The organism is Hymenobacter artigasi (assembly GCF_012275535.1).
Taxonomy (GTDB): Bacteria; Bacteroidota; Bacteroidia; order Cytophagales; family Hymenobacteraceae; genus Hymenobacter; species Hymenobacter artigasi.
In genome coordinates, this window is the sequence record NZ_JAAVTK010000005.1 from 95,910 (window position 1) to 122,188 (window position 26,279).

14 protein-coding genes are annotated in these 26,279 nt (G+C 56.2%); 8 read left to right on the forward strand and 6 right to left on the reverse strand.

What is annotated here, in order from left to right; translation table 11 throughout:
* Positions 1-61 precede the first annotated feature (61 nt).
* Complete coding sequence (locus HBN54_RS10290; protein ID WP_168673112.1) at positions 62-2,632, forward strand: N-6 DNA methylase; 2,571 nt, start codon at positions 62-64, stop codon at positions 2,630-2,632.
* Entirely contained in the window at positions 2,625-3,806 is a 1,182-nt protein-coding gene (locus HBN54_RS10295; protein ID WP_168673113.1) for a hypothetical protein, read from the forward strand. The genes HBN54_RS10290 and HBN54_RS10295 overlap by 8 nt, the downstream gene beginning before the upstream one ends.
* A 131-nt stretch (positions 3,807-3,937) precedes the next feature.
* Here HBN54_RS10295 and HBN54_RS10300 read toward each other — a convergent pair whose 3' ends face one another.
* The 3 genes from HBN54_RS10300 to HBN54_RS10310 all read right to left on the reverse strand — a co-directional run bounded on the left by HBN54_RS10300 (position 3,938) and on the right by HBN54_RS10310 (position 10,659).
* The gene (locus HBN54_RS10300) at positions 3,938-7,222 is read right to left on the reverse strand and encodes a type I restriction endonuclease subunit R (RefSeq protein WP_168673114.1); all 3,285 of its coding nucleotides are present in this window, start codon (positions 7,220-7,222) and stop codon (positions 3,938-3,940) included.
* Positions 7,223-7,372: 150 nt separating this feature from the next.
* The gene (locus tag HBN54_RS10305; RefSeq protein WP_168673115.1) at positions 7,373-8,515 is read right to left on the reverse strand and encodes a restriction endonuclease subunit S; all 1,143 of its coding nucleotides are present in this window, start codon (positions 8,513-8,515) and stop codon (positions 7,373-7,375) included.
* The gene (locus HBN54_RS10310) at positions 8,515-10,659 is read right to left on the reverse strand and encodes a class I SAM-dependent DNA methyltransferase (RefSeq protein ID WP_168673116.1); all 2,145 of its coding nucleotides are present in this window, start codon (positions 10,657-10,659) and stop codon (positions 8,515-8,517) included. The genes HBN54_RS10305 and HBN54_RS10310 overlap by 1 nt, the downstream gene beginning before the upstream one ends.
* A 242-nt stretch (positions 10,660-10,901) precedes the next feature.
* On the opposite strand from HBN54_RS10310, the gene HBN54_RS10315 reads away from it, so the two are divergent.
* The gene (locus HBN54_RS10315; RefSeq protein WP_168673117.1) at positions 10,902-12,215 is read left to right on the forward strand and encodes a hypothetical protein; all 1,314 of its coding nucleotides are present in this window, start codon (positions 10,902-10,904) and stop codon (positions 12,213-12,215) included.
* 61 nt (positions 12,216-12,276) lie between these two features.
* Positions 12,277-13,602 (forward strand): lipase family protein, encoded by a 1,326-nt coding sequence (locus HBN54_RS10320; RefSeq protein ID WP_168673118.1) that lies wholly within the window; start codon positions 12,277-12,279, stop codon positions 13,600-13,602.
* A gap of 280 nt (positions 13,603-13,882) precedes the next feature.
* On the opposite strand, the gene HBN54_RS10325 is transcribed toward HBN54_RS10320, so the two are convergent.
* Positions 13,883-14,176: a hypothetical protein gene (locus HBN54_RS10325; RefSeq protein ID WP_168673119.1), complete on the reverse strand. Its 294-nt coding sequence runs from the start codon at positions 14,174-14,176 to the stop codon at positions 13,883-13,885.
* A gap of 227 nt (positions 14,177-14,403) precedes the next feature.
* Between HBN54_RS10325 and HBN54_RS10330 the strand changes: the two genes are divergently transcribed.
* The 4 genes from HBN54_RS10330 (at position 14,404) to HBN54_RS10345 (ending at position 17,608) form a co-directional block, all read left to right on the forward strand.
* Positions 14,404-14,880, forward strand: coding sequence for a LexA family protein (locus tag HBN54_RS10330; protein WP_168673120.1), 477 nt, complete (start codon positions 14,404-14,406; stop codon positions 14,878-14,880).
* A 159-nt stretch (positions 14,881-15,039) separates the two neighbouring features.
* Positions 15,040-16,362, forward strand: coding sequence for a Y-family DNA polymerase (locus tag HBN54_RS10335; protein ID WP_168673121.1), 1,323 nt, complete (start codon positions 15,040-15,042; stop codon positions 16,360-16,362).
* A gap of 29 nt (positions 16,363-16,391) precedes the next feature.
* Positions 16,392-16,673 carry a hypothetical protein gene (locus tag HBN54_RS10340; RefSeq protein ID WP_168673122.1) on the forward strand — a complete coding sequence of 94 codons (282 nt, stop codon included), beginning with the start codon at positions 16,392-16,394 and terminating at the stop codon, positions 16,671-16,673.
* A 104-nt stretch (positions 16,674-16,777) separates the two neighbouring features.
* A complete protein-coding gene (locus tag HBN54_RS10345; RefSeq protein WP_168673123.1) occupies positions 16,778-17,608 on the forward strand; it encodes an IS5 family transposase in 831 nt (276 codons plus the stop codon).
* Between the two features lie 41 nt (positions 17,609-17,649).
* Here HBN54_RS10345 and HBN54_RS10350 read toward each other — a convergent pair whose 3' ends face one another.
* Positions 17,650-21,591, reverse strand: a complete 3,942-nt coding sequence (locus tag HBN54_RS10350; RefSeq protein ID WP_168673124.1) for a UvrD-helicase domain-containing protein — start codon at positions 21,589-21,591, stop codon at positions 17,650-17,652.
* Positions 21,588-26,192 (reverse strand): DEAD/DEAH box helicase, encoded by a 4,605-nt coding sequence (locus tag HBN54_RS10355; RefSeq protein WP_168673125.1) that lies wholly within the window; start codon positions 26,190-26,192, stop codon positions 21,588-21,590. Before HBN54_RS10355 ends, HBN54_RS10350 begins: the two co-directional genes overlap by 4 nt.
* Positions 26,193-26,279: the final 87 nt, after the last annotated feature.

Below are 26,279 nucleotides of genomic sequence, written 5' to 3' on the forward strand. Positions count from 1 at the left end.
GCGATTTTTCACTGGATTCTGAAGTCAAGCCGGCTATTTCATCACAAGGCAAGCAATAAGTATGCAAAACAACGGTCAAATCAGCAGTCGGCATCAGCTAGTAATAGAGGAAGCCTTCAATATTATTCACATTGGAGGGTACCAGCAGCAAAGCATTGGTCAAATAGCCATCTGCTATATGCTAGCTCACATGCGTGCTGGCCTGCCTTTTGAAATATTTACTAGTAGCCCTCACTCTGTGTCGTCATCGCAGTGGGCCTCTGCTCTGGCGAATTGGTCATATTCTGGCAAGCCCACAGAAATGCCGTCTAACGGAAGCACGTTGCACCGTGCTTATGAGATGCTCATAGCTGAAACATTGAAGTTGGAGCAACCCATTTTAAACCGCCTATTAGACTTATTGGCTTCGCTTCGCTTGCCATCAATGGAACAAGAGGAGTACGCAATGATTTTTGATTTTGCTATTGAGTATCCTTCGCGTAGCAATCGTGCTTATAGCAACGAGTGGGTTTTGCCGCAAGAATTAATTAAGGTAATCACACAAATATTCCCTGCCAGTCAAGCTGAGCGAATATTAATTCCTTACGCTGGAGTAGCTCAATTTGTCAATTATATTGATAAGCAGACTCCTCTTCTCGGGATAGAACCAAATTCTACTATAGCTGCTTTGGGGACATTGCACCTTGCGGCGCACCGGTTTCATCACAGTAGTATTGAAATTGGTGACCCAATTGTTATTTGGCCAAATGGTATCAGTTGGGATTTGGTGCTAGTGTCTAATTTGGTATTTGACTCACGCCCTGTGGAGATGCCCTCAGGCGAATACCCAGCGCTGTTGCAACGTGATGTGGCGCTTATTCAACTCATTATAAAGAATTTAAATTCGGGTGGACGGGCTGTAGTGCCTGTTGCAGCAGGCTTCTTGTTTCGCGGTAGCTCTGCAACATATGAACTGCGCAAAAATCTGGTTGAGGCTGGATGGCTCCAAGCTGTTGTAGAGTTTCCATCAGGAATTCTTACATCTACGGGTGTGATTTTTTCTTTATTGGTATTGGGTAAAAACTACCGCGAGGATAATCGGCCTCGGTTTATTGACGCGGGGTCATTTACTACTGCCCAGGGCCGTCAAAAGGTTCTTGATGCTGAAGCGCTATTAGGCGTAATTAAAGGTTACCACCCCAGTGAAAGTGCCGTTAGCGTCACCCGCGAAACACTGGTTGCTAATGATTACAATCTAAGCCCGCGTCGCTACCTCTCACCTGAGGAGACCCACCCAGACGATACACTATTGAGTGAAATAGCTACCCCTGTTCGGACAAATGGCCGTAATAACGCGCCGATGACAGGACGATTAGTATCTATTCGTAGCCTTAAAAACGACGACCTGCAATTTCAACTGGATATTGTGGACCAGTCAGTTGAGTACATCAACAAGGCTGTCACTTTGCTCACTGAAGATGTGTTACTTGTTGCCCTGCGTGGAAATACACTTAAGCCAACTTGGTATACTTATAATTCTGATGACCAAGCCGTTGTTTCATCTGAAATAGCTGCGCTTCGCCTAGATGCCACAAAGGTCAACGTAGCATATTTGGTCACTGAATTGAACTCTGATTACGTGATGAAGCAGGTTAAAGCGCGCCAAATCGGCTCGACGATTTCTAACCTTTCACGCAAGGATTTACTAAGCTTGCGCCTCCGACTGCCCAAAAGTCTTGCCCAGCAAGAGGCTGTTGTATCGAGTCTGTGGGAACAGATGATAAAGCAAAAGCAAAAGGAAGTTGACGCCCTGCGGGATTCGCGGACCCGCAAAGCTGAAACCTTTCAACAGTTCGCAGCTCTGAAGCACTCGCTCGGTCAACCACAGCAAAACCTTGCATCAGGCGTTGCAAGACTTGAGCACGTTATCCGTCGCTACGGCAGCGCCAATACTGTGCTAACGCTCGATAGCCCCATGAGTGCTGCCGAAACAACTACGGTGCAAAATACAATTGACGCTCTCAAGCGAGCCGTTGACTTTATTTACAGAACTCTTAACCGCAACGAGCATGAGCTAGTATTGGAGAACTACCCACTAGATGCGGTTGAAATGATTGGCTATTTGCGCCGCTTGGTCATGCGTACCAATGCTACGGCGCGCAGCTTCTCGACTTCTTTCAAAGGTTCGCAGGAACTTTTACTGCTTGAAGTTTTTGATAAGTCCAAGCAATCAGAGATATATGTTCAAGCCAATGAACATTTGCTTGACTTGCTTTTTGGTAACATTTTGGACAATGCCGACCGGCATGGCTTCAAGGGTACCCGTAATGCAGACAACAAAGTCGCTATACACGCTGCTTATACATATTTTGACGACACAGTGAGCCCCAAGCTTCAAATCAGAGTGAGCAACAACGGTGAGCCGTTTCCTCTCAACTTTGACCCCAGCCAACTTTTTCGCAAAGGGGAGCCTGCCGGCGAAACCGGTAACACCGGAATCGGGGGCTATGAAGTTCAAGAAATTGTCCGCTACTTTGGTGGTGAGGTCAAGGCGTCTAGCTCGACCAAGTACCCTGATTCTGCTGTAGTTTACACCATAACGCTGCCACTTTCGGCAGCCGAAACCGCTGACCCTGATGTCGAAGATGTATAGAGTTCTCTGGATTGATGACGAGTTTGATAAACTCACCGAGTTGGTTGGCCATGCCATAGACAACGACATTACCCTTGTCGGATTTAGCTCTGTGGAGGCTGGTTTTGAACACCTTCGGCAAAACCTGTCGCGTTACGACGCTATTCTGCTGGACGCAAAATCCTTCGAAAAAAAAGGCCAGCAATCTGGTACTGAAAGCATTCGGGCCCTAAGCGAAGCACGCGACCAAATCAACGCGCTTAGGTACGAGAAATACTTTCCCTACTTCGTGCTTACCGGTCAAAAAGGGTTACAGGATGACGAGACTTTTGGTCAGCAGTACACCTTCTTTAGGAAAGGCTCACTGGCCGAAACCGAAGCATTGTTTGCTGCCATCAAGACGGCCGTAGACGAGCAGCCCGAGTCTCAGTTACGCAGCCGCTACCAGCCCGCCTTTGCTGCCTGTACCGACCAGTTTGTTAGTGAAAAGGCTGGCCGTCTGCTGGCGAAAGTGCTTGCAGTGGTAGAAAAACCTCAGTCTAACCACGATGATGATACACAGTTCAATAACCTGCGTAAAATTGTGGAAGGAGTGTTTCATGCCGCCCAGCGCTTTGGCATCCTCCCAGCTGAGTGCATCCCACGCGGTGAAGTGAATCTGGCAAACTGCACCGAGTTTCTCAGCGGAAAAAGAATTCAGGTATCGAGCCAACTCTATGCAGTGCCTCGGTCGGCTCTTATGCCTAAGCTATTAGGGCAAGCAACTCGAGTTTTTCTAGACCTGACCAGCAGCGGCTCACACGAGGATGGCCCTGCTACTTCATCCAACCTCCTTGAATTGCGTCAGAGAGTAAAAACGCCATATCTACTAGCGGCCTTAACCTACCAGGTTATGGATTTATTGGTTTGGTTTAAGGACTTTGTATCTGACCCAAACGCTTTGTCCACTCATCGGAATGCCTGGACCCTGCCCACTACCATTACCCCAGAAACCTATGTGCATGGTACTGTCACGAATGTGCGGCATACTGCCGCTGTATTTGTGGCTACAGACACCAATGAGCAAGCCCACATTCATAAATCCCAGATTGATGCACACGGACTAAACGAGGGTATGAAAATTGAGGCCGTGCTAAAAGCTAATAACCGTGACGCGACCCGCAAGGAGGTAAAAACAGTCCGGTTACTAGTTTGATATTAACTAACGAAACTGTTTAAAAAGGCGATTTTGGATTGCGCTAACCCAGGCAGAGTTTCTGGCTTAACCAGGAAGAAAACAGAAGGCTACTGCTCATATCATTGGCAGTAGCCTTCTGTCCAGTTTTATCACGCCCAGTACCGCGCCCCCCGCGCCGCCTGGTCGTACACGTGCTGGTACACTGCCTGCCGCTTCTCCTTGAAAACCTCCTTTGGGTACGCCGCTTCCGACAAATCCCCCAGCATCACCGCGCCCAGCATGTCCCGCACCTGTAGTTGCAGCTGCGGGTTCTTGTGCCAGTCTGGAGTTAGCAGCGTCCGGCGCGTCTCGTTCGCCTGCAGGGTTTCCAACAAATGCTTCGCGGCATTCTTCACCTCCACTTTCTGAGGCTCACTCAGCTTCTCCTGAAACAGCAGGTCGAACAGCTCCAGCTCCTCCTCGCTCAACCCCTCGGCCGCCGCCCGCTTCTCTTCTGTTTGTAGCTTCTCCGCGTACTCTTTCAGGGCCTTAAAAAAGGCCTCCACGTCGCTACTCACGCTGTTGTACTGCTGAATAATCGTCTGGAGCTTCTCCCGCAAATCCACCCGCGTCACGTTACGGTCCAGCAAAGATTGTAGCCGCTCCTGCAGGAAGTTCACCATGTCCGAAATGGCCAGGTGCTTAAACGGGGCCGCCTTAAACCGCTCCTGTAGCTTGTCCATGTCGATGCTGGTCAGGTCAATTTCTGCCAGCGACGTAATCGTGTAGCCCTGCGCCACGATGGCCTCGTCAATCAGCGCGGTGGCCTTCACCCGCGCCTCCTCGTAGTCGCCCCCTTCGCCGTCCTGCTGCCGCCCGATGATGCGCCGCAGGTATTCCAGCGCGTCCTTCGTGCGCCGGTACCGCCCCCGGTACGGCCCCGCCGGCAGCAGCTCTTCCGTCAGAATATCCGGCTTGCATGCTTCGTAAAACGACGTTACCGCCGTCTGGTACACCGAAAACTCCTTTTTCAGCTCCTCCGTCCGTGACAGCGCATCGGCGAAGGCGTCGAACTGCGTCAGCTTGTCAAACGTGGCCGGGCTGTTCAGCACTTCGCCCAGGTCCAGCCCCTGCCGCGTCAGGAAGCCCACCGCTTCCACGATGGCCGCTTCCAGGTACCGGAGCAAGTCTTCAAATACCTCCGCCGGGTACGTCGTTTTCCCGCCGCCCTTGGGCTGCGCGTACTTCGCGAGCGCCTTTTCCAGCCGCGTAAACACCCCCAGGTAGTCCACCACCAGCCCCGACGTTTTCCCAATCGGGTGCAGCGTATCGGCCGTGGCCACCTGCCCCGCCGCGTCCAGCGCCACCGCCACCCGGTTGGCCCGCGCAATGGTCTGCATCAGCGTGTGGTTCTGCATCGGCTTGTCCAGGTACAGCGTCGAGACGGTTTGCGCGTCGAACCCCGTCAGCCACTTGGCGCACACAAACGCCAGCCGAAACTTGTCGGCCGGGTTGCGGAACCGGTCCTCTATTGTGTCGTGGTCGTCGCCGTAGGTCTTGTTCATCCGCGCCCGGTGCGGGCGCAGGTTCAGCCCCAGCTTGTCAAACTTGCTGTTTTCGTCGGCCTCTTCGCTCACAATCACCAGCATCTCCGTCTCCCGCATCCACTTGCGCGTTCGCTCCAGCGCCAGCCGCTCCGGGCTGCCCGCCGGCAGCGGGTTTAGCTGCCCTTGCAGCTCCTTTATCTTCAGGTCCCAGCGCGCCAGCACCTTGTCGTGCATCCGCACCGCCGTTTCCTTATCAATGCTAATCACCATGCCCTTGCCCAGGTAGCCCCGACCCGGAAAGTGCGCCACAATGTCCTGCGCCAGCGTATCGAGCCGGTCGTTGTCGGTTATCACCGTCGTGATGTTGGCGTACTCCCGCGTCAGGCGCTCCTGCTGCTCCGTGCTCAGCTCCTCGTCGGCCACTATCTCGGCGTACTCGTCGTTCAGCGCGTCGTTTTGCAGCTGCATCTTGGGCACCCGGTTGTGGTAGAAGATGGGCACCGTTGAGCCATCCGCTACGCTCATCAGGTAGTCGTAGCGGCTCACGTAGCCCCCAAACCATTCCTTGGTCGTTTCCACCGTGTCCAGCAGCGGCGTGCCCGTGAAGGCCAGGTAGCTGGCCCCCGGAAACGCCCGCCGCAGGTTCTCGCCCAGGTCGTTGTATTGGCTCCGGTGCGCCTCGTCCACCAGCACCACATAGTCCTGCCCCCGCTCGGTCAGCGGTTTAAATACCCCGCCCTTGCCGCCCGGCGACTTAAATTTCTGAATCAGCGTGAACACCACCGGTGCGCCGGCCCGCACCATCTCCGCCAGCTGCTTGCCGTCCCTGGCCCGCGCCGACGGCTTCGGCTCCAGTAGCCCGCTGCGCGTAAACGTCTTCCACAGCTGCCCCTCCAAATCCTCGCGGTCCGTCACCAGCACAAACTTCAGGCTGGCCCCGCCGCGCACCTTGTGGCGCACCTTCTGCACGAAAAATGCCATCGAAAAGCTCTTGCCCGAGCCCTGCGTGTGCCAGAACACCCCCAGCTTCCCCGCCAACGCCTCCCGGTTTTCAAACGCGGCCAATGCGTTGTTCACCCCCAAAAACTGGTGGTTCTTGGCCACAATCTTGGCCCGGTCGGCATAAAACAGCACGAAGTTTTCCAGCAGGTCCAGCAGGGTTTCCTTCCGAAACAGGGCCTGCATCACCCGCACCAGGTCAATGGACTTCTCCGGCACCGGCTTCTCGTCCTCGCTGGCCACCTTCTCCCAGTTGAAAAACTGCTCCCAGTCGGCCGTGTGGCTGCCCACCTTCGTCACCAGCCCGTTGCTGAGCACCACCACCAGGTTGTAGTCGAACAGCTGCGCGATGTCGCGCCGGTAGTCGGTCAGGTTCTTGTCGTACGCCTGCCGCGTGTCCTCGGTGGCGTTTTTCAGCTCCACAAACACCAGCGGTAGTCCGTTCACGAACACCAGCAGGTCGGGCCGTCGGTTGCCCTTGCCGCGTATCGTGAGCTGCTGCACCACCGCGAAGTGGTTGTTGGCCGGCGCTACGAAATCCACGAACCGCACCCGCACATCCACCGCCACGCCCTGCGCGTTTTTGGCAATGCCCGACACGTTCAGGCCCTTTTGCAGCAGCCGCGTCACCTCCCGGTTGGCCTCAAACAGCGTCAGGTGCCCCCGGCGCTGCGTCAGCACCTTCAGCGCCTCGTCCAGCACCGCCGGCGGCGCGGCCGGGTTCAGCTTCCGCAGGCTCTTGGCCAGTTGCCCCAGCATCACCACGCCCTGCGTATCCGCCCGCCCAAACTTGGCGTTGGCCGCAGCCTCCTCCAGTTTCCACAGGTTGATGTGCTGGTCGTAGTGCAGCTCGTTGAGCAGCACCTTCACGCAGGCCTCCTCGATGTCATTTTCCGAAATAAAGGCCATAGCCGGGTAGAAGCGTTAAGTGAAGAGGGGAGGTGAATTTAGAACGTCAGGAAATCAGATTGAAAGAATGTCATGCTGAGCGCAGCCGAACCGAAGGTCAGCGGAGCTAAGCATCTCTACCGCTTAGTTGCCGCGACGACCAAACAGAAACTAAGCAACCGGAGCCGCTGCCGGCACGAGTTGCCCACTCAGCAGCCGCGGCAACAGCGCGTCGCGGGTGGCGCGGAGCAAGTCTATTTGGTTGTTAAGATTAAGACGTTTTTTGAAGATTGGCCCAACAATCCGGTCAAATTCAGCTAGTGAATTTGCATCGGGCACAACTACTTTATTGCCAAGCGCTTGTTCTCTATTGAGGCCCGGAACCGCCGCGTCGCCACTGATGAAGTTTTGCATTTGCAAGTCGTAAAAGAGGTAATAGGAACTCAACTCTGATTCGACATAAAACACAGTATCAATCGGATAAAACGGTTTGTCAAGCCAGATTACGCTACCTACGTTGCCCTTTCTGCCAACCACAATTCCAGGACGGTTAATCAGTGGCTCATCATGGAAATCGACAATGCCGCTAGAGCCAACAACTGGAAATTCGCCAGGTACTCGGTCTTCGGCAATTAGAGCCTTACCATACTTTAACTCTATTACATCGCCTAAGCGCCGTACTTCCCACCCCGCCGGCAGCTCCCCCGCACTCCCCACGGCCGCCCCAGGGCAGCGCCCACGCACAAACCACTCCCGGTACAGCTCCAGCGCCAGCCCTTCCAGCGCCGCCACCTGCCCCTGGTAATTCTCCAGCAGCGCATCGTAGCGCCCCAGCACCGCCGCTATCTGCCGTTGCAGGGGTAGGGGAGGGAGGGGGATTTTTATACTTTTCAGACCAGGGTTTGAAATCCCAACAACAGTAGTTCCAGTGGCTTTTGCATAGAGTCTTTCCTGTACAAGTTGAGTTAGAAAAGAGTAGTATAGGAATTGGGGGACTACTTTTTGAATATTGGGTGAAAATAAAATAACTCGCTGAGCAATTGCTATTCTCTCGTTTGTTTTGATGAGGGCTACCTCGCCAAGTGGTGCTTCTGTTGTTATGATAATATCATCAATTTTCGGAATGCCTCGGCGCATCGTTGCGTCGTAGTCCATTGGGTCAATGTACTCATGTTCGGCATCTTCAACTATACGTCCACCCTTGATAACTTTTGCAGTTATCAACTTAACGCCAGAATCAGTTTTAGTCGGTGTTTTACCCCGATAATCAACCAGCCGCGTTATCAGATTGTCAAGCTCTGTCTCTTCCCACATTACGCTACCACCTCCTCCCGCGTCACGTCCATAAACAACACCGCCACGTCCCGCGCAATAGCCCCTTGCAGCGCGTCGGCCTCCGTGTGCAGCCGCGCCAGCTCGGCCGCCTGCGCGGCCACAAACTCCCGGAACTCCTCCGGGCTGCGCCCGTCATCGTCCAGAGCCACGCCCACGTAGCGGCCGGGGTTCAGCGAAAACTGCTGCGCCGCCACGTCTGCCCGGCTCGCCCGGTAGCACAAGCCCTCCACGTCGCGGTACGTCCCATCGGGGAAGTGCCCATCCAGCCAGGCCAGCTGCGTTTCAAAGTAGCCCACCCGCTCCAGCACGAACAGCAGCCCGTCGCGCTCGTCGCCCACCAGCCGCAGTGCCCCGCGCAGGTTGGCCCCGCTCCAGCTTTTATCCTTGGCCGGCCGCAGCGTCTTATCCGCGAAGTTCACCAGTCCCTCCGCCCGCTGGCTCAGCGCCATTAGCCCCGCCTTGTCGGCGGGCAGCGTGTCGGCCGTCAGCCCGGCCAGCGCCGCCAGGTCATCGGCCCAGCTCGGGTGCGCGGCCAGGGCCGCTTCCGCGTCCGTACTCAGCAGCAGCCGCACCCCCTCGCGCCAGTCCACCACCCGCCCGGCCAGCGCCACCAGCGCCGCCGCATAGGCTGTGCGGTGCGCCGCCAGCCCCCGGTATGCCCGCACCGGCACGTAGTCCGGGTCCGTCACTTCCGTGTCGCGCCAGGTCGCCAGCGCCGTTAGGTAGCTTGCCCGCAGCGCCGCAAACTTGGCCGTTTCCCCCCGGTACAGCCACACGATGGCCGTCAGGTTCTGCTGCTGCGCCTGCGTAAACTCCCGCAGCTTACGCGACACCTGGTTATACACCCGCCGCGCATCAATGAACAGCACCTGGTCGTGGCGCTCGTGGCCGGCCGCCGTCTTGGCCCGGTCCAGAAACCACAGCGTCACCGGCAGCGTCACCGTGTAAAAGAAGTTCGACGCAATGGTCACCATCACGTCCACCATGCCCGCCTGCACCAGCTTGGCGCGGGCTTCCGCCTCCGCTCCCCGCGCATCACTCGCCGAGTTGGCCATCACAAACCCCGCCCGCCCTTTCTCGTTCAGCGCCGTCGCAAACAGCGAAATCCACAGGTAGTTGGCATTGCCGTACGTCTCCGCCGTTTTGCCCTTGCCCTTCACCGCCAGCGTCGGCCCGTAAGTCGTAAACAGCGGGTGCTGGCTGATGTCGGCCGCGCTCACCCCATCCACGTTGAACGGCGGGTTGGCCATCACGAAATCAAACTTGCCCAGCGTGTCGGCATAGTCCGGGTCGGCATACGCCCCCGCCGCCAACGAGGAGTTGATGTTCCGCACGTCGCTCTTCAACCCGTTCACAAACAGGTTCAGCCGCGCCAGCATCGTGGTTTCCGCCTTCTGTTCCTGCCCATATATCGACAGCTGCCCCGCCTGCTCGTGGCTCCGCACAAACTTAGCCGACTGCACAAACATGCCCCCCGTCCCACAAGCCGGGTCCAGAATGCGCCCCGTGTGCGGCTCCATTATTTCCACAATCAGCCGCACCACGGAAGTGGGCGTGTAGAACTCGCCGCCCTTCTGCCCCTCGCTCAGCGCAAACTTGCCCAGGAAGTATTCATAAATCTTCCCGAACACGTCGCCCTCCGCCACCCGCAAGTCCGCCACCTTCGCCAGAATGTCGCGCAGCACGTCATCCGGTATCTTCCGGTAGTCCGCCTTCGGCAGCACAATCTTCGACTTCTCCGGCACCCCCGCGTTGTTGGCCTCCTCAAAGGCTTCCATCGCCGCAATCACTGCCTCCGGGGCATTATCCGTCCCGCTCAGCAGCAGCAGGGTCTGGTCGTAGTGCGCCGCCGCCGGCACCACGAAGCCAATCAGCCGCACGTAGGTTTCCGCCAGCTCCTCCGAGTTGCGGCTGTCTTTCTGCGCCTCCCAGGCCGCCTGTGCCGCCGGTTTCAGCGCCTCAAACCGGTTGGTGGCATACCGCAAAAAGAACAGCCCCAGCAGCGGGGCTGCGTACTCACTGGCCTTCAGGTTGCTCTTCGCCCGCAGCCGGTCGGCCGCCTCCCACAAATTGTCCTCAAAAACCTGCGGCCGGGGCACCCGGTCAAATAGTAGTGTGCTCAAAATCAAATAGTCCAGTAGATGGGGCCAATCCAGCGCTTTCCGTTCAGACAAACACAGTGGCTGGAAGCAAGCCTGTAAATGTAATAAACTACCAGCCGGGTGGTAGCATTTACCAGCGGGCCGCGCCCTTGCGCGAAAGTAGGCACCCGCCACCCCACCCCCAAACGCTAAGCTAGACAGACATTGTTTTAATTATTGAACTATATATTTGCCTTTATCCAGTATCAAAGCGTGAGCCTCGCATGAAAACACCTCTTCTAACCATCCTGCTAGCCCTCGCCCTACCGCTCTTCGGAGTGGCCCAGACCACCCGCGAGGCCCTGACCGCTGCTGCCGAAGCCACCACGCAGGCCGCCGGCAAAAGCGCCAAAGCGTTGGCAGCCGTTCAAGCTGCCGGCAAAACCCTAAAGGCCCTGCCTAATTCGCTTACCCTGAACGGCCTATTGAGAAATAAGGATAAGGACGACTTAAAGGAGGCGACCGACCAAGCCAAAACTGCCCTGGCCGCCGCCCGCGAAGCCAACGTGGCGGCGGTAGCCGCCTTCCGGGCGGCGGCCGAGGCCTACGATAAAGTGAAAGGCGCGGTGGCCAGCCCCGCAACCGCAACCGACCCCATCGAGAAAATCCGCCAGGAAGCCGTCCAGCGTATTGCCGCCAGCAGCCAGCAGGCCGCCAGTCAAGCCCAGCTAAAAACTGCGCAAGCAGTGCTGCAAAGCGACAACATCGTCGCCCAGGCCCAGCAAGTAGTGCAGCACCTCGAAGCCGTGGCCGTGGCCACCGATGCCACCGAACGGAAAACAGAAATGGGACTGGCGGTCACTGCATCCGAAAAAATAATAACCGACGGGCAGGCCGTCAATAAGGTGGCAACGGCTGCGGCGGGAGCTGCCACCACCATTGCCGACAGCCCCCAAACCCCCACCAACAGCCCAACGGATGGCAAGCTAATCGGTAGCCGCAATATCAAGTTTGGGGTGGGTTTTGGGGGCGGCTACAACCTGAACCATACCTATAGCTACTCGTTGGGGGCTTCCTCAAACGCGGCTAGCAACTACGCCCTCACCCGCGAGCGACTAACTCCCTACTCCGGCGTGGTATCGGGCATCGTAGCCTACAACAAGACCGTGTATTATTACAAACACTTTGATAATGATGGTAATCCGGTCGGTGAAGCCGAGCCGAGCCCCTATCCCTTATCGGTTCTGCTGGCATTAAATCTGGTTGATTTTACCGCCGCTGGTTCCGGTTTCAACCGCAAGCTGGATTTAGGAATGGGCCTTGGTATTCGGTTCGATGAGCATTTCCAATTAGGCATCTTGCTTGAAGCCACCAGCCAACGCTTCGTGCGGGATTATTACCTGCAATTCATGAATGCGCCCGTGCCGGACTATAAAACCAATACCTTCCTCACTTCCCTCAATCCCAGCGACGACACCTATTTCGTGTCCCGCACCGTGCTAAGCGTGGGCCTCAAGCTAATCTATATCCTCACCGACGACCGCCCCAAAGAAAAAGATGAGCTGAAAGCCCGTGCTGAGCTAAATGCACTCCGGTAATACGTGGGACTTCGAGCCGAAAGGCGGTGTCCTGATTCCAATGCTGTTAAATTCATCAGTCATGACAAATGCTTTTGTGAGCGTGTTGCGACGCTTCTTGCTCGTCGGCGGGCAGGTGGGTCTTATCGTCGGCTTGTTGAGCGGGTGCCGGGTATTCACGGGCCGGCCCACCACCTTAGTGGGCATGTCCCGCAGCTACGCGCTGAACACTACACCCACTAAACCCTTGCGACTATTCATCGACCGCGACGGTAGCCTGTACCCTCCCGACGACGTATTCATTAGCGAAGAAGAGCTGCGCGACCAGTACGAGGGCTACTTACTGGAGAATTTGGCCAAGGGGCACCCCCACACGCTCCGTAAATTTTACGCCCTGCACGGCATCGATACGACGGCCGCCGCCATTACCAGCGCCCCCGCCGAAGGCTGGCCTGCTTTCCAGGCCGCGCTGCGCCGCGAAGCCGCCGCCGCTATCAATGCCCGCCTGGCCGCCGTGGGTCCGCAAGCAACGCTCGTCGTTCTTATTCACGGCTTCAACAACACCGCCGGCGAAGCCGAAGCTTCCTATGATGCCGTGGCGGCTCGAATGCGGCGCGAGGGGCTCCCCCGCGGCCCCCATCAACTGCTGGAGGTGTATTGGGACGGGCGACGGGGGGCCGCTCCCTACTTTTTTCGCTATTCCCAACCCAACGCACAGTTCGCCGGCCTGGCCCTGCGTGGGGTACTCAATCAACTCGCTCCCCAATACCCGGTCCGAATAATTACCCACAGCCTTGGTACCTTAGTAGGATGCAACGCGCTTTGGAACGTAACTACTTCGATGGGAGGGAAACAGGTCGTCAGCGCAGCGGACAGCAACCTTAGTTTTTGGCAAATGCTTACCGAGCCTGCCGGCAACGGCAAACAAACATCCCGGTTTTTTTACCAGCAAGCCTGCCACGACAACGCGAACTACCGCACGCCCACTACCCCCGACCTGCGCTTGGGCAGCATCGCGGCAGCCACCCCCGGTGCCACCTACACCGACTATACTGACCGCACCCCTCTTCTGACGGACCCCAAGAGCAGTATTTACCGCCGTGTCGTCATCACCTACAATCCCACCGATAAGGTGCTGAACAAGTTCTGGCTACTCGCCCCCCTCAACTGGTACTTGGGCTATACCCAGTTGGGCCGCAGCAACAGCGCCTACGGCTTCGTCGCCGATGCCGTGAACACCAGAAGTCACGATGGCCACAGCTACCAGATTCCGTTTTACGGCTGCCGCGAGAAAGGAAAATTTAACCACGGCCTGATTGGCTACTCGAACTCGGCACAGATGCCGTATTTTCTGGAAACGCTGCTCGGCGATACGTCCCCGCAGGTGCTCTCACCCTGCCCGCGTTAGATGGTCAGGGAGAAAGCCCTGAGAAAAGCCGACAACAGCGTATAGTTGGAAACAATTAGGCCAAAACGACTAAGCATAATGGACCGCTAACAAACGCTTACGGCCCATCAATTGAGATATTACAACAGCGTCGATAGCATCGATGCTGTATCCCCCAAAGTGCCAACAGGCCATTGAGGCCCGCATCACTACTATCCGAATAACTCCATTGGTGCCCGCCAACCAGTCTCACAACCTGGTCGGCGGGCACTACTGCTTTATATCAAAAGCTCAGCTAGTCTCACGACCGCTTGCGCTGCTGCCGGCCCTTCAGCTTCTCGTAGCACCAAAACGCCGCCTCAAACGCCTCCGCTGTCAGCGTGACCAGCGAGTACCGCACCCGGTCCCGCAATATGTAGTCCTCCAGCGAGTCCCGGTGGCCCTGCTCCCGCAGCTCGGCCGCTTCTCCCGGCTCCAGGGCCTTGGCAATGTGCAGCTGATACGCTCCTTCGGGCGTCACGACCATACTGACCCGTCGGTTGTGTAAGCGCCGCGTCACGCCGCGCTTCACCGATATTTTAGTGAGAGGGCCCATCAAATGGGCTGGAAAAAAGCGACTGGCCATAGATAGGGGAAAATGGAAAAGAGGAAACACTGATAATATCAGCAAGAAAATTACCTGACTGATAATCTGATTGTTGATAGCCCGAAAGCCCTTAATTATTAGTCGCGTCTTGCAAACTAATTTAATTAGTGACAGATTTGCCAACAATATTAGTAACTATTTCGTTGCTAGTCCTCATTCCAAACCCAATTATTTTTATGACGACCGTCGAAATTCTACAGATTATTCGGGAACCCATCTGGATAATTGAGTGCGAAACGCCCATTCCTGCCGGCTTTCCCAGCCCCGCCGAGGACTACCGGGGCACCAAAGTGGACCTTAACGCCATTCTGCTGCCCCATCCCGACTGCACCTATATGGCCCGCGTTAAAGGCACCAGCATGGACGGGGCCCCCGCCCACATCACCGACGGGGCCCTCATCACCGTCGACTGCTCCATAAAGCCCGAGCCCGGCCACATCGTCGTGGCCGCCGTCGAAGGCCAGTTCACCGTCAAGCGCCTCGAAAAGCGCGGTTCCGCCTACTGGCTGGTTCCCGACAACCCCACCCACCATTCCATCGACATCAGCCTGCTCGGCGACAGCTTCGAAGTATGGGGCGTCGTCACCCACGCCGTCACCGAATTCATCAACGGCAAGCTCAAGGAGCACGTCCGCACCCGCCGCTTACAGTAGCTCCTTTTCCAATCGCTCAACAATAGAACGTCAGGCTGAGCGAAGCCGAAGCATCTCTACCGCGTAAGTAATCAAATTAACACAAGAAACTAGCCGCACTCGCACTCGTCAGGCTCCCCTCGCTTTTGGAGAGGGGCCGGGGGTGAGGTTCCCCGCCCCATGTTCGCCTTAGTCGACTGCAACAACTTTTACGTCAGCTGCGAGCGCGCTTTCCAGCCCGCCCTCAACGGTGTGCCTGTTGTCGTCCTAAGTAATAATGACGGCTGCATCGTTTCCCGCTCCGCCGAAGCTAAGGCCCTCGGTATCAAAATGGGGGAGCCCCTCTTCCAGGTCCGCCCCCTCATCGAGCAGCATCGGGTGAAGGTGTTTAGCAGCAACTACGCCCTCTACGGCGACATGAGCAGCCGCGTCATGAACTACCTGACCGAAGCAGCCCCCGAAGTTGAAATCTACTCCGCTGATGAAGCCTTCCTCGGCCTGCATGGCATGGCCCGCTACCTCGGCTCGCTCGAAACCTACGCCCGCCGCATCCGCGCCGAAGTCCGCCAGCGTACCCACATACCTACCTGCGTAGGCATCGCCCCCACCAAAACCTTGGCCAAGCTCGCCAACCGCGTCGCCAAGAAAGACCCCACACTTGACGGTGTTCTAAGCCTCGAAACCCCCGAAGCCCGCCAATGGGCCTTAGCCAAAGTGCCCGTCCAAGACGTGTGGGGCATCGGCCGCCAGTACGCCATTAAGCTACACGCCCAGGGCATCGCCACCGCCGCCGACCTGGCCCGCTGCTCCGATGCCTACGCCCGCAAGCACCTCGGCGGCGTGGTAGGAGCGAGGCTGGTGCGTGAGCTGCAGGGCTTCCCCTGCCACAATTTAGCCCCCAGCGAAGATGGCGCCCTGAGCCGCCAAAGCATTGCCTGTACCCGCACCTTTGGCCGCCCCCTCAACGAGCTGGCCGACATCTGCGGGGCCGTGGCCGCCTTCGCTTCCCGCGCCGCTGAGAAGCTACGCCGCCAGGGCTCCGTGGCCCACGTCCTCACCGTCTTCATTAGCCAGAACCGCTTCGGTCCCGCACCCCCGCCGCACACCCGTTCCGCGCAGCTCACCCTACCCACCGCCACCAGCAGCACCCTTGACCTGGTGAGCTACGCCACCGCCATCCTGAACCGCATTTGGCAGCCCGGCCAGACCTACGTCAAAGCCGGCGTCATACTCGACGGTTTCGAAGCCGCCGGCCAGCCCCAGCTTAGCTTGTTCGAGAAAGCGCCCGAACTCACCCACCCCCAGGCCAGCGCCCTCATGCAGCGCCTCGACCAGCTCAACGCCCGCTTCGGCCGCGCCGCTGTCCAGGTTGCCGCCGCCCTGCCATCCCAACCCAAGCCCCGTGGCACCAAAGCCGCCCCCGGCGTGCCCTGGCAAGGTCAGCAGCAGCACCGCACCCCCGCAGTCACCACCTCATGGGACGAGTTATGGGAAATAGGGTAGGGGCAAACCCCTTTAATCATTCCATTTCAATGTTCAGCCTATTCACCATGCAAAACCAAAGCAACGTCCGTTTTCTCCTCGGTGCCCAACTCGAAGACCCCACCGCTGAACTGCTGACTTTCCAATTTCAGCAAGACATCTGCGGTGAAAAATGCTACTCCCTGCAAGTCCCCGGTACCATGCTCCAAAAGCTTGGCCGCCGCCATCTCATCGAGTATGTGGCCGATTACTACCTACAACTCCAACCCCAGGAACTCGACCGCATCGACCGCAACGCCGTCATCATGGCCCTGAATTATGCTGGTTTTTAGCCAATGAAGCTGTTTAGAAAGTCGGCAAGGACAAACAGAAACGCAAAAGACTCCCACAATACAGGCGAAATTTGGGGAGCGACCCACCTCGTTTCACTTGCTTCATGGAAGTCCTGCCCAAAGATATTATCCGCACCTGGATTTTGCCCCACCTGACTCAGCCCCAAGGCGGACGCCCCAGCCGGGTGGAACCCGTCGAGTTGCTTGAAGCTCTGCTCTACAAGCTCAAAACCGGCTGCCAGTGGCGCTACCTGCCCGTTAAACAGTTCTTTACCGGGGCCGTCCTGACGTGGCAGGGCGTGTACGCCCGGTTCAACAAGTGGCGCAAAGATGGGTCGTGGCAAAAGGTGTGGCTCAACGTCTTGCGCCTCAACAAGCACTGGCTCGATTGTTCCAGCGTCCAACTCGACGGTAGCCACACGCTGGCCAAAAATGGCGGGGCCGCCGTGGGCTACCAGGGGCGCAAAAAGGCTCGAACCACCACGGCCCTCTTCCTGGCTGATAACCAGGGCCAGCCCTTGGCCTGCGCCAGTCCGCAAGCGGGCAACCACGCCGACAGCTACGAACTTAATGCCTTGTTTGGCGAAATATGTGCCTCGCTCGAATCGGCGGGCATTCCCGTTGCGGGCTTGTTTCTCAACGCCGACAAAGCCTTTGATACCAACGCATTCCGTGCAGAATGCGCCAAGCGCGAGGTAGCGGCTAACATCCCCCGCAACCGCCGCGCCGCCGACTGGCAGACCGACGACGACACCTTTTTTGACCCGGAACTTTACCGCCGCCGCGTGGTCGTCGAACACGCTAACGCCTGGCTCGATGGCTTCAAAACATTGCTCGTGCGCTATGAAACCAGCGTCGGCAATTGGCTCGCCTGGCACGCGTTGGCCTTCGTCGTACTCTTTTTGCGAAGAATCAACTGCCGACTGACTTTCTAAACAGCTTCAATAGCACAAGCTGCACTATTGATATGGCAATATTACCCCTCCTGATAATAGCCCGCAAAATCCACCACGTAAATGTACCCGCGTTCCTGTGCGGTTGCCCCCCAGAACTTGGCAACAAAAGCAGGGCCATTTTTTAAAGCTTGTTCTAGTGTATACAGCTTTACTTCTGATACAGTCAAACCGGTCTTTCGCTGTCCATCGGATAACCATTTAGAAACATCATCGGCAAGTAAACTAATGGTTTGGTTGTCCCATTTCATCTGCCATCTACCGCTTTTTCCCTTAACCAACAGCAAGGGGTCGCCTACTTTTACACGGTTACGAATGGTATGAAAAGTGCCTTGCTCATCCTCCAATGCTCCCCAGCCAACAAATACTTTCTCCAGTCCGGGCATAACTACTTTTCCCAGTGTCTGCACTTTGTTGGGCAATGTCCAGTCCCGCCCCGCCATTACCGCCGCCTCCCGTTCAAAGTTGATAACCACCAGCCGGTAGCGGGCGCGTGTGTAGGCTACGTACAGTAATCGACGCTCCTCTTGCGATACTTCAACTAGATTCTTAACCGGCTTGCCAGTACGCAAATCCAGCCCAAAATCTACTAGTGAGGCGGGCAACAGCACGGCATCGAACTCCAGCCCCTTCACTTTGTGCATGGTTGTGAGCACGACCTCGCGGCGCTCTTTCCCAGGCTCTACAGTTTTACGGTGGTTATCATATAGCTTGGTAAAATGACCGTCATCCTTGAGGGCTATATCCGCCACGAAATCCAGCAAATCCTGATTGGTGGCCCCTTCTTGGCGCTCCGCCCAAAATTCTAGTAGCAGGCAATGTACCAACTGAATTAAATAAGTGTCCCATACGCTGCCAAACTGCTTCAGTACCTTTTGCTTCAGCACTTCAAATTCCTGGATGTAGTCAGGACTGAGCGCCGCCTGTGGGTCTTTTCTAAAGAAGTGTAGCAGGTGAAAAAACTCACGCGACGCTACCGGGGAAGTGCTGGCACCTTGAATGCGTAGCGACACGCCTGCCGGCAGTACTACTTCCCGCAACCTGTTGAATGCCCGGAATACCTCATCATTTGACCGCAGCATCACGGCCACTTGTTGATAGGGCTTGCCCGGCTCGTACTCCTCCGCCAGCAATTCCAGCAGCTTCTCCGGCCATTTTGCTTTGGTCAAGCTATAAGCCAGCGGCTCATAGTACGGGTTCTGATGACTTGGCTTTCTGAACGCCACCAACTTTGGGATTTCAAAGTTTTTTGATTTCGGATTTTCGGCCAGTAGTTCGTCAGCGGCAGCCAGAATAGCGGGATATGACCGATAATTCGTGCTGAGAAACAGGTAATCAGGTTTATAGAGTGCTTGGAACTGCTCGTAGTAAAAAAAAGGGTCTAGTGGGTCACCTTTCTTGTCTTTTTGAAAGCCATAAATACTCTGATTGGGGTCGCCAATAACGCATACCTTGGCTGTTTCTGGCGGCGAGATTTTAACGAGCAGTTCTAACCGCTCATTGGTAATATCTTGAAATTCATCAACGAATACGTAAGTAATTGGCCCAAGCTGCTGATGCGCCAGATTAGGATTTCGGGCCATTGCTTCCGTAAATATTCTTACCCAATCTTCTACTTCAACATTATCTAATTGTTGGCCCATGCAACGCCTACACAACCCTTCAAACGTGTACACGTGGAGCCGTTTTATCAGTCTACCGTAGCCTAGCTTTTGAAACATGGTACCCAAACGCTCTTTCAGTTCTACGACCACCGCCCGATTGTAAGCCAGAATCAGAATTTCGTCGGGTTGCTTTTTGAACTCCTGAATCAGTCGGGCCACACGCAACGTGAGCGTGTGGGTTTTGCCGCTACCCGGCCCGGCAATTACCTGCAGGTTAGCGGTTAGGGGTGCGTCATAGACTTTGCGCTGCTCCTCGTTTAGCTTCGCTTCGGCTTCTGTTAGTGCCTCCTGTCGAAAGGCTTTAAGTATGTCATTGTTAGGTCCCAGGTGCTCACCCAGCAAGCCTATCAGGTCTGCACTGCCGTTGCAGGCGAAATACTGTTTGATAAATGCGTCCTGCGCATCTGCCTCGAGGTCGGCCAAGCATTCCAGCGCCAATAGGCGTAATTCCCGAAGCTTTGCTGCTTCCACGAATTGCTGATGGACACCGGCATCCGCCGAATTCGGGGTTTGCGAGTCAGGAGCCGCAATACTGTGTAAATACAATTCAATTCCCATTGGCACGAAGCTGCCGCTGGTTTTTAAGTACCCCAGCGACCGCGCCAGAAACAGCAGTTGGTTGAGGTAGTCCATTCCGTCGTTTTCCAGGCCCAGCGCCACTACCATATCGACGTAGTTGAACTTGGAAGTATTGGCGTTGGCTACGGCGTAGCGTAGCAGTGCCAGCAGTTTCTCCCGCAGCCGGCCCAGCGGTTTTTGCCAGTCTTCGGCTTGGCGATTGCCGTTGTAAATGAGTTGGGTAAGGGTGCCCCGATGATTGCCCGTAGTGTGCATCTCCGATTGCAGCCGCACGTTGGGTAGCAGGCGCAGCAGTTTCAACGCAAATTTAGCCCGCCGCTCCTGCCAGTCTTTTGCCAGTAGCCGAACCAGGCCGGGGCCAGTTATCAACCTGTTTCCTCGTTGGCTGTATTCCTCCCAGTACACATTCAGCGGAGTAAAATACTCCCGGCCTGTTTCTTGAGTCAGTTCTTCTAGGTCTTGACTGGTGATTGTTCGCTGTTTGAAGCTTTCAATAGGTTTCAGCAACTGCTCGGCCAAAGAAAATAATGCTTCCACCAACGGTAGTTTCTTCGCAACCGTCCACGAATCCGGCCGCCAGGCCAGTAACTCATGTCTACGCCATGCACCTAATTCCAAATGTAGGTGCCGGTCAATGGATAAAACTTTGGCCTTTTGCGCCCGAAACAAAAACCGAAACAACTCGCTGTGACGCCGAAGGCCAGCCGCTTTTTTTAGGTCTTCCATCGGCACCGTCACCGCCGAGCCTTCGCTATACCCCGGCGAGGCTTTCAGGTTGACAATGAACTGGCTTAATTGCTCTTCTTCGGCTGCTCGTATTTTATCACCTTCTAAGTCATCAAGTTTGTACTGCCGACGTAACCGAATTAGCTCTTTTTTCATCTCAGGGCTGAGAACTTGGGTCGATTTTTCAGCCAGCACAATCGGCAAAAAAGCCGGTGTATAAAGCTTCAACTTAATCCGCCCCAACTGCTCTAGCCAGTGCAACGCTAACCGGAAGCGGACTCCCGCCGCGAGGTCGTTGGGCTTTTGCCCCAGGTCCAGCGGCAGGGTAAAGGGATGGGCCTCGTCGGGTTTCAGCTCCCGAAACTTTTGCAGGTATTGGTGAACTTGCGTTTGCGTTTCCTGGATGTGCCCCCAGGTCAGGACCGAGCTATGTTGCAAATCGCGCAACGCTGTAAACTCCCCGGTCGTCATCACGCAGAGGGTGCGGATTGGCTTTTCTTCCGAGAAGCCCGCCCGTTTGCGGGACTCCTCATTACGCCCTGCCCGGCCAATCTCCTGCAAAAAATCCTCGAACGTGGATGATGCCCCCAGGTGATAAACGTAGTGGATGTTGCTGATGTCCATGCCCATACCAAACGCTTTGGTAGCGAATAGCACGGCAATAGGCTCGCCGTCGGCCGTTGGCTTGGACTTGTAAGCGTGGTATTTAGCCGACCGCTCGTCGCTGTCCAGCCCGGCGTGGAAATAGTCAACCTGCTCAGCCCACGAATAGCCTTCAGCCGTTGCCAGCGCCGCCAGTTGCTCGGCAGCTTCTTCGGCCCGCCGCTTACTGCGCACGAAAATTAAGACCCGGCTGTGGGTCGCATCAAATCCCTGCGTGCGCAAGTCTTCCAGCACCACGGCCAGCTGCTGCGTGTCACTCTTCACCTGCTGAAACCCCATGCGTATGTGCGCCCGCACGGGGTTGTTCGCCAATTCGCCGATGTACTCTATCATGAGAATAGCTGATTGAAGCCCTCGTATATTTTTTCGGATACCGTAGCCGAAAACAGCAGCACCGGAAATGACCGTTTGGTGGTCGCCAGGTTCTCTTTACGGTAGCGCTGCATTACTTGAGCCGAGTACAGATAGTCGGGCCGGAACTCGTGGCCCCACTGCGAAATACAGTGCGCCTCATCGTATATAGCGTATTCTAGGCCCCCGTCGTTGGCCATCCGCAGCTCAAAGGCCCGGATGAACGCGCCACTGCGAAACCGCTCAGGCGTGATAAACAGTAGCCGGATTTCGCCCCCTGCCAGCCGCCGGTAAATCTGCGGCAGCTCGTCCACATTGTCCTGATTGATGGCTTCCACGCTGCTATGAAACCCCAGCTCCCAGAGCTTTTGCACCTGGTCTTGCATCAGCGCTTTCAGCGGCGTCACCACTATCGACAGCCGGTTGGTGTAGGCGCTGCGGTACAGCGCCGGGGCCTGAAACAGCAACGACTTGCCGCCCCCGGTGGGCAACGACACCAGCACATCGGTTTTCGCCGCCAGAATTTTATCCAGGTAAGGGTGCTGGTAATCGTACCATTCGCCTTTGCCTAAGAAAATCTGCTGAAGCAGATTTTTCGCGGCATCCAAGTCCAGGATAAAATCCTGCGCCGGTTGAGGGCCGCCCAGCACCAGTTGGGCCGTCTTGGCCGCTTCTTTATAGTCCGGCTCGTTTTTCCAACTGGCTTCGTAGGTTCGCCGGCTCATCTGCCAGGCTTGTTCCAGGGCCGGAAAATCGGCCAGCCGGGGGTCAAGTAGCCACAGCTGGTTTTCAGCGTGATTGTCGGCTAATTGCGCCCGCAATTGTTGGACAACTGGTTGTTGCAGCTTGAGCAGAAAAAACAAGTCCTGCTCCAGTTGCGCTTGCCGGCCGGGGTCAGGGCTGGCCTCCTCGGCCGTTTCGTCCGCCTCGTCGGGCACTTCATCAACTGCTTCTGGTTGCGTTTCCAACTCCTCCGTGGGCTCGCCGCCCACGGCCAACTCGCTGGCGTTGGCCTGCGCCTGCCTGAACAAGTGGGAACCTTGCGCCAGATAAAAATTCTCCAATAGATTGAAGCTTTCTAGCACCACCCGCAACGGCCCCAGGTAGTTGGCTTCCAACAGGCTGGCCGCTTGCTGCATGGACGCAATCAACAGCCGGCGCGGACTGGAATGCTGGTGCAGGAGTTCCAGTTGCCGCCCTAGGGCGCTGGCTCGTTGCGGAATAAAGTACTGGTACTGGCCCCGGAAATAATTTTCCAGCGCCGGAATTTCTTCCGGGCGCTGCACGAGCAGCACGGTAGCTATTGGCTCCGCTTTAGCCGCTGGCTCCGCCGGGCTGGCTGCTGTTTGCTCGTCCCGGCTCAGATTGGTAAGCAGGTTGGCCTGCAATAGCCAGTAGTGGGCGCGGAAGTTGGTTTCCGGGTTACAGGTAGTTGCGCCTAGTTGCCGTTGGAGCTTGTAGGTACCCACCACCGCGCTGTGCATTTGTGTGGGTTGCTTCGGCAGCTTCCGGTCGGCGCTCCTGAAGTATTTCACTTGTTCCCGTTGTTTCCAATGCGTCAGCAGCTTTTCCCACCCGAAACTGCCCCAAATCCGGTACTCGTCCTGCCGGTGCTTTTCCAGCCACAGGTTATGAATGTCAGCCGGCACGGTAGCGCCCAACTCCTCTGCCTGCGTCCGGCTCAAACGCATAAAGCTCTGCCCGCCCGAAAACTTCATTGCGGCCACTTGGGTAGCCGGGCTAGCCCGCAGCTCATTCATCGACAGCGGCTGTTGGCGTAATAATTCCTTGTTGCTTAACGTAATTAAATCCGGCTCTACTACAAAAAGCTCCGCCTGCACCTCCATCAGCAAGTCCACCTGCCCGCGCAGTTGTTGCGCTGTGAGGCAGACAAATTGCGGCTGCTGCCAGTCAGGCTCTGCCACCGCCTGGCACTCGCTAAAGTCCGCCAGCTGTTGCAGCCGGAACCGCAACGCCGGAGCCATCGTGGCGGGCACCGGGGCCAGTTGCGCCCGTTGGCAATAGCTGAAAAATTGCCGTGCCAACGCTTCCTCAACGGGGTGCCCGGCCAGCCGCGCCAGCACATCAGCCCCAACCAATGGGTGATAATCAGGGGCGGTGCTGGCATTCGTCAGAAAAGTCAGGCCCGGTTCGGCATATAGCTCCCGCCAGAATTCGCGGGCCGCCACCACCACCTTCACCGGGGCCTGCGCCTGTGCCACGGCTGCCCGTAGTTCCTGTAGAATGGTCGACGGTTGCGGTTGGGGGCGTAGCCAGGTCAGCGCTTCCTGCCGCAACGCTTCTACTGTTAGCCACGAGGTGACGCTTTGTGCCCGTAAGCTTCCCAGCGTATCCTGTGCTCCCGGTGGCAGCAACTGCCGCAGTACTTCCCAATCGGTGGGTGCGGCCAGTTGCAACCGCAGAACCTGATTGGTAAATAGCTGCAAGCCCAAATCAGCATCGTATTCCGCCTCGTGCTTAGTCTTAAGCGCCAGAACCCGCCAATCGGGACTTAGGCCCATTTCCACTAGCAAGGTATCCCAGAGGAAGTCCGGCGGCAATGCCACATCATGCACGGCCAGTATCCCGGCATCAAAGTCCCGCACGTTATGCCCAGCTAGGAGGTACGCCGGCCCGCCGGCTACCCGTTCGCGCAATTCCTGCACCACGGCCGCTACTGCTTCCTCGCCTTTGCCGATGTGCCAGGCCCCAGGCCTGCCCCAGGCTATTTCATGAATGGTTTGCCGGTCGCTTTCTAAATCCAGACCTAACGCCGCAAATGCTGTTACTATCTGTTGGTTGAGCAGCGTGCGGGCCCGTTGCCGGATTGCCTGGCTGTTTTCGACTGTCAGCAGTCCGGTTATTCGGGCGAAGCCCTCATCATCGAGTTGCGCCGCTATGTCGTCTTTTTCTTCAACCAGCAGGTACTCGAAGTAACTAATGGCTGCTTCCTGCGGGAAAATCACTCCCGATACGCGGTTCCAAACCTTCAACTGAACGTCGGGAACGGCCAATTCAAAAAGCGCTTTTTCTGAAAGTGCTACAGCCTGTGGAATAGTATTGGCAACGTACTGGCATTGCAAAAATTCTTGCTCGGTAATGATTGCCTCTAGCTGCTTTAGCCAACTCGTTACAACCTCAGTGTATAGCTCATGGTCACCCAGTGTTGCCTGAAGCTGCTTGAACAAGCTCGCTACTTGTTCCTCGTCCTGTTGCACATAAAGCATGCACAGCCCCACCAAGCCTACCTGCTGCGCCTGCGGCAGCCAGGCCGTTACAACATCTGGCACCCCCGCCAACAAGTCGGCCAACCGGCCAGCTACAGAGGCATTAGTTTCCGAAGCCTTGATTGCCAACGGCGATAAAAACCGTAGCCATAGTTGCCAGCCGAGTTCCGGCGCGGTGCGCTTCAGCAACGCTTTAGCCTCTTCCTGTACCGTGTCCGGCATCAGTTTTTGCAGGCTGTACAGCGTTTGGATAACTTGGTCAGCAGTGACTGTATCGGTTATTGGTGGCAGTCGATTTATTGCCTCCCACACAATAGTTGGGTGATTTTCAGCAGGCGCTGCCGCTAACAGTAGAAGCAACGATTCAACGCTGGCCACGTGTGGTAGCCAGGACTTTATAACCTCCGGTATTTTCGCCAACAAATCGGCGAGTCGTGCCGATTCTTGCGCAGTGTACGCCACGCCATTAGTTGCAGCAGGCGATTGCAGCAGAAACCATAGTTTCCACCCATGTTCCGGCGCGGTGCGCTTTAGAAAGAAAGCAACCTCTTCAGGTATCGTGGCCGAGGCTGTTTTCCACAGGCGATGAAGCGTCTGCCCAGCTTGGTCAAGAGTATCTCCATTTGTTATTGGCTCCAAACGGCTTAGTGCCTCCCTCGCAACATACTGGTGGATTGGTGTATAGTCTGGTTTTAGTAACTGATACAGCGGTTCAATGTCAACCCTTGTAATAACGCTTCGCAAGAGCGCAATATTCTTCCCGATTGGTTGAATCCAGCTAACTACCTCACGAGTTGGTTTGTCCTCAGCCTTTTCCAGGGATAAGACGAAGAGGACTCCATCCTTTAAGGCAAAAGGATACTTGCCAAACAAGGGCACCTTCACGTGTCGCCTTTCTCCAGAAATAAAACCGCGGATGAAACCATACACCTTGGGAGGCTCACCAACTACCTCCACCACTTGCCCAAGCTGCCATTCGCTAGCTTCGGGTTGCTTCGGGCTACTTAACTGCTGCTTGCTTCGTGAATAAGACTCCTTCGGGTGTGAAGCAGGTACTGCCACCGCCTTCGCTGCCTTGGCTTCACTGATAGCCGCTGGAACAGGAGTAACCGAATCGGTATTCGGTTGAGCTATCTGGCTCGTAACTATCAATTTTGAGGGTTCGTCTACCAGCTTTGCCTCTGTAAGTTCTTCTCCAACCTCCGGCTGCCCTAGCACACGGGCAAGCAATTCTACCAAATGGTCTGGCACTACCCGCATAAACTTCAGGTCGGCTTCGACCCCATGCTCGGTCAGTGCCTTCTCGAATTGCTCATGGCTGATGCCAAACTGCTTTAAAACCTGCGCTTTCTGCATTGACTGGCCTAATCAGCCACACCAAGGTGATTTGGCAGCCGTTATCGGGCAGCTAAAGTAAAGCCCGACGGCGAGTAGTTGCCCCAA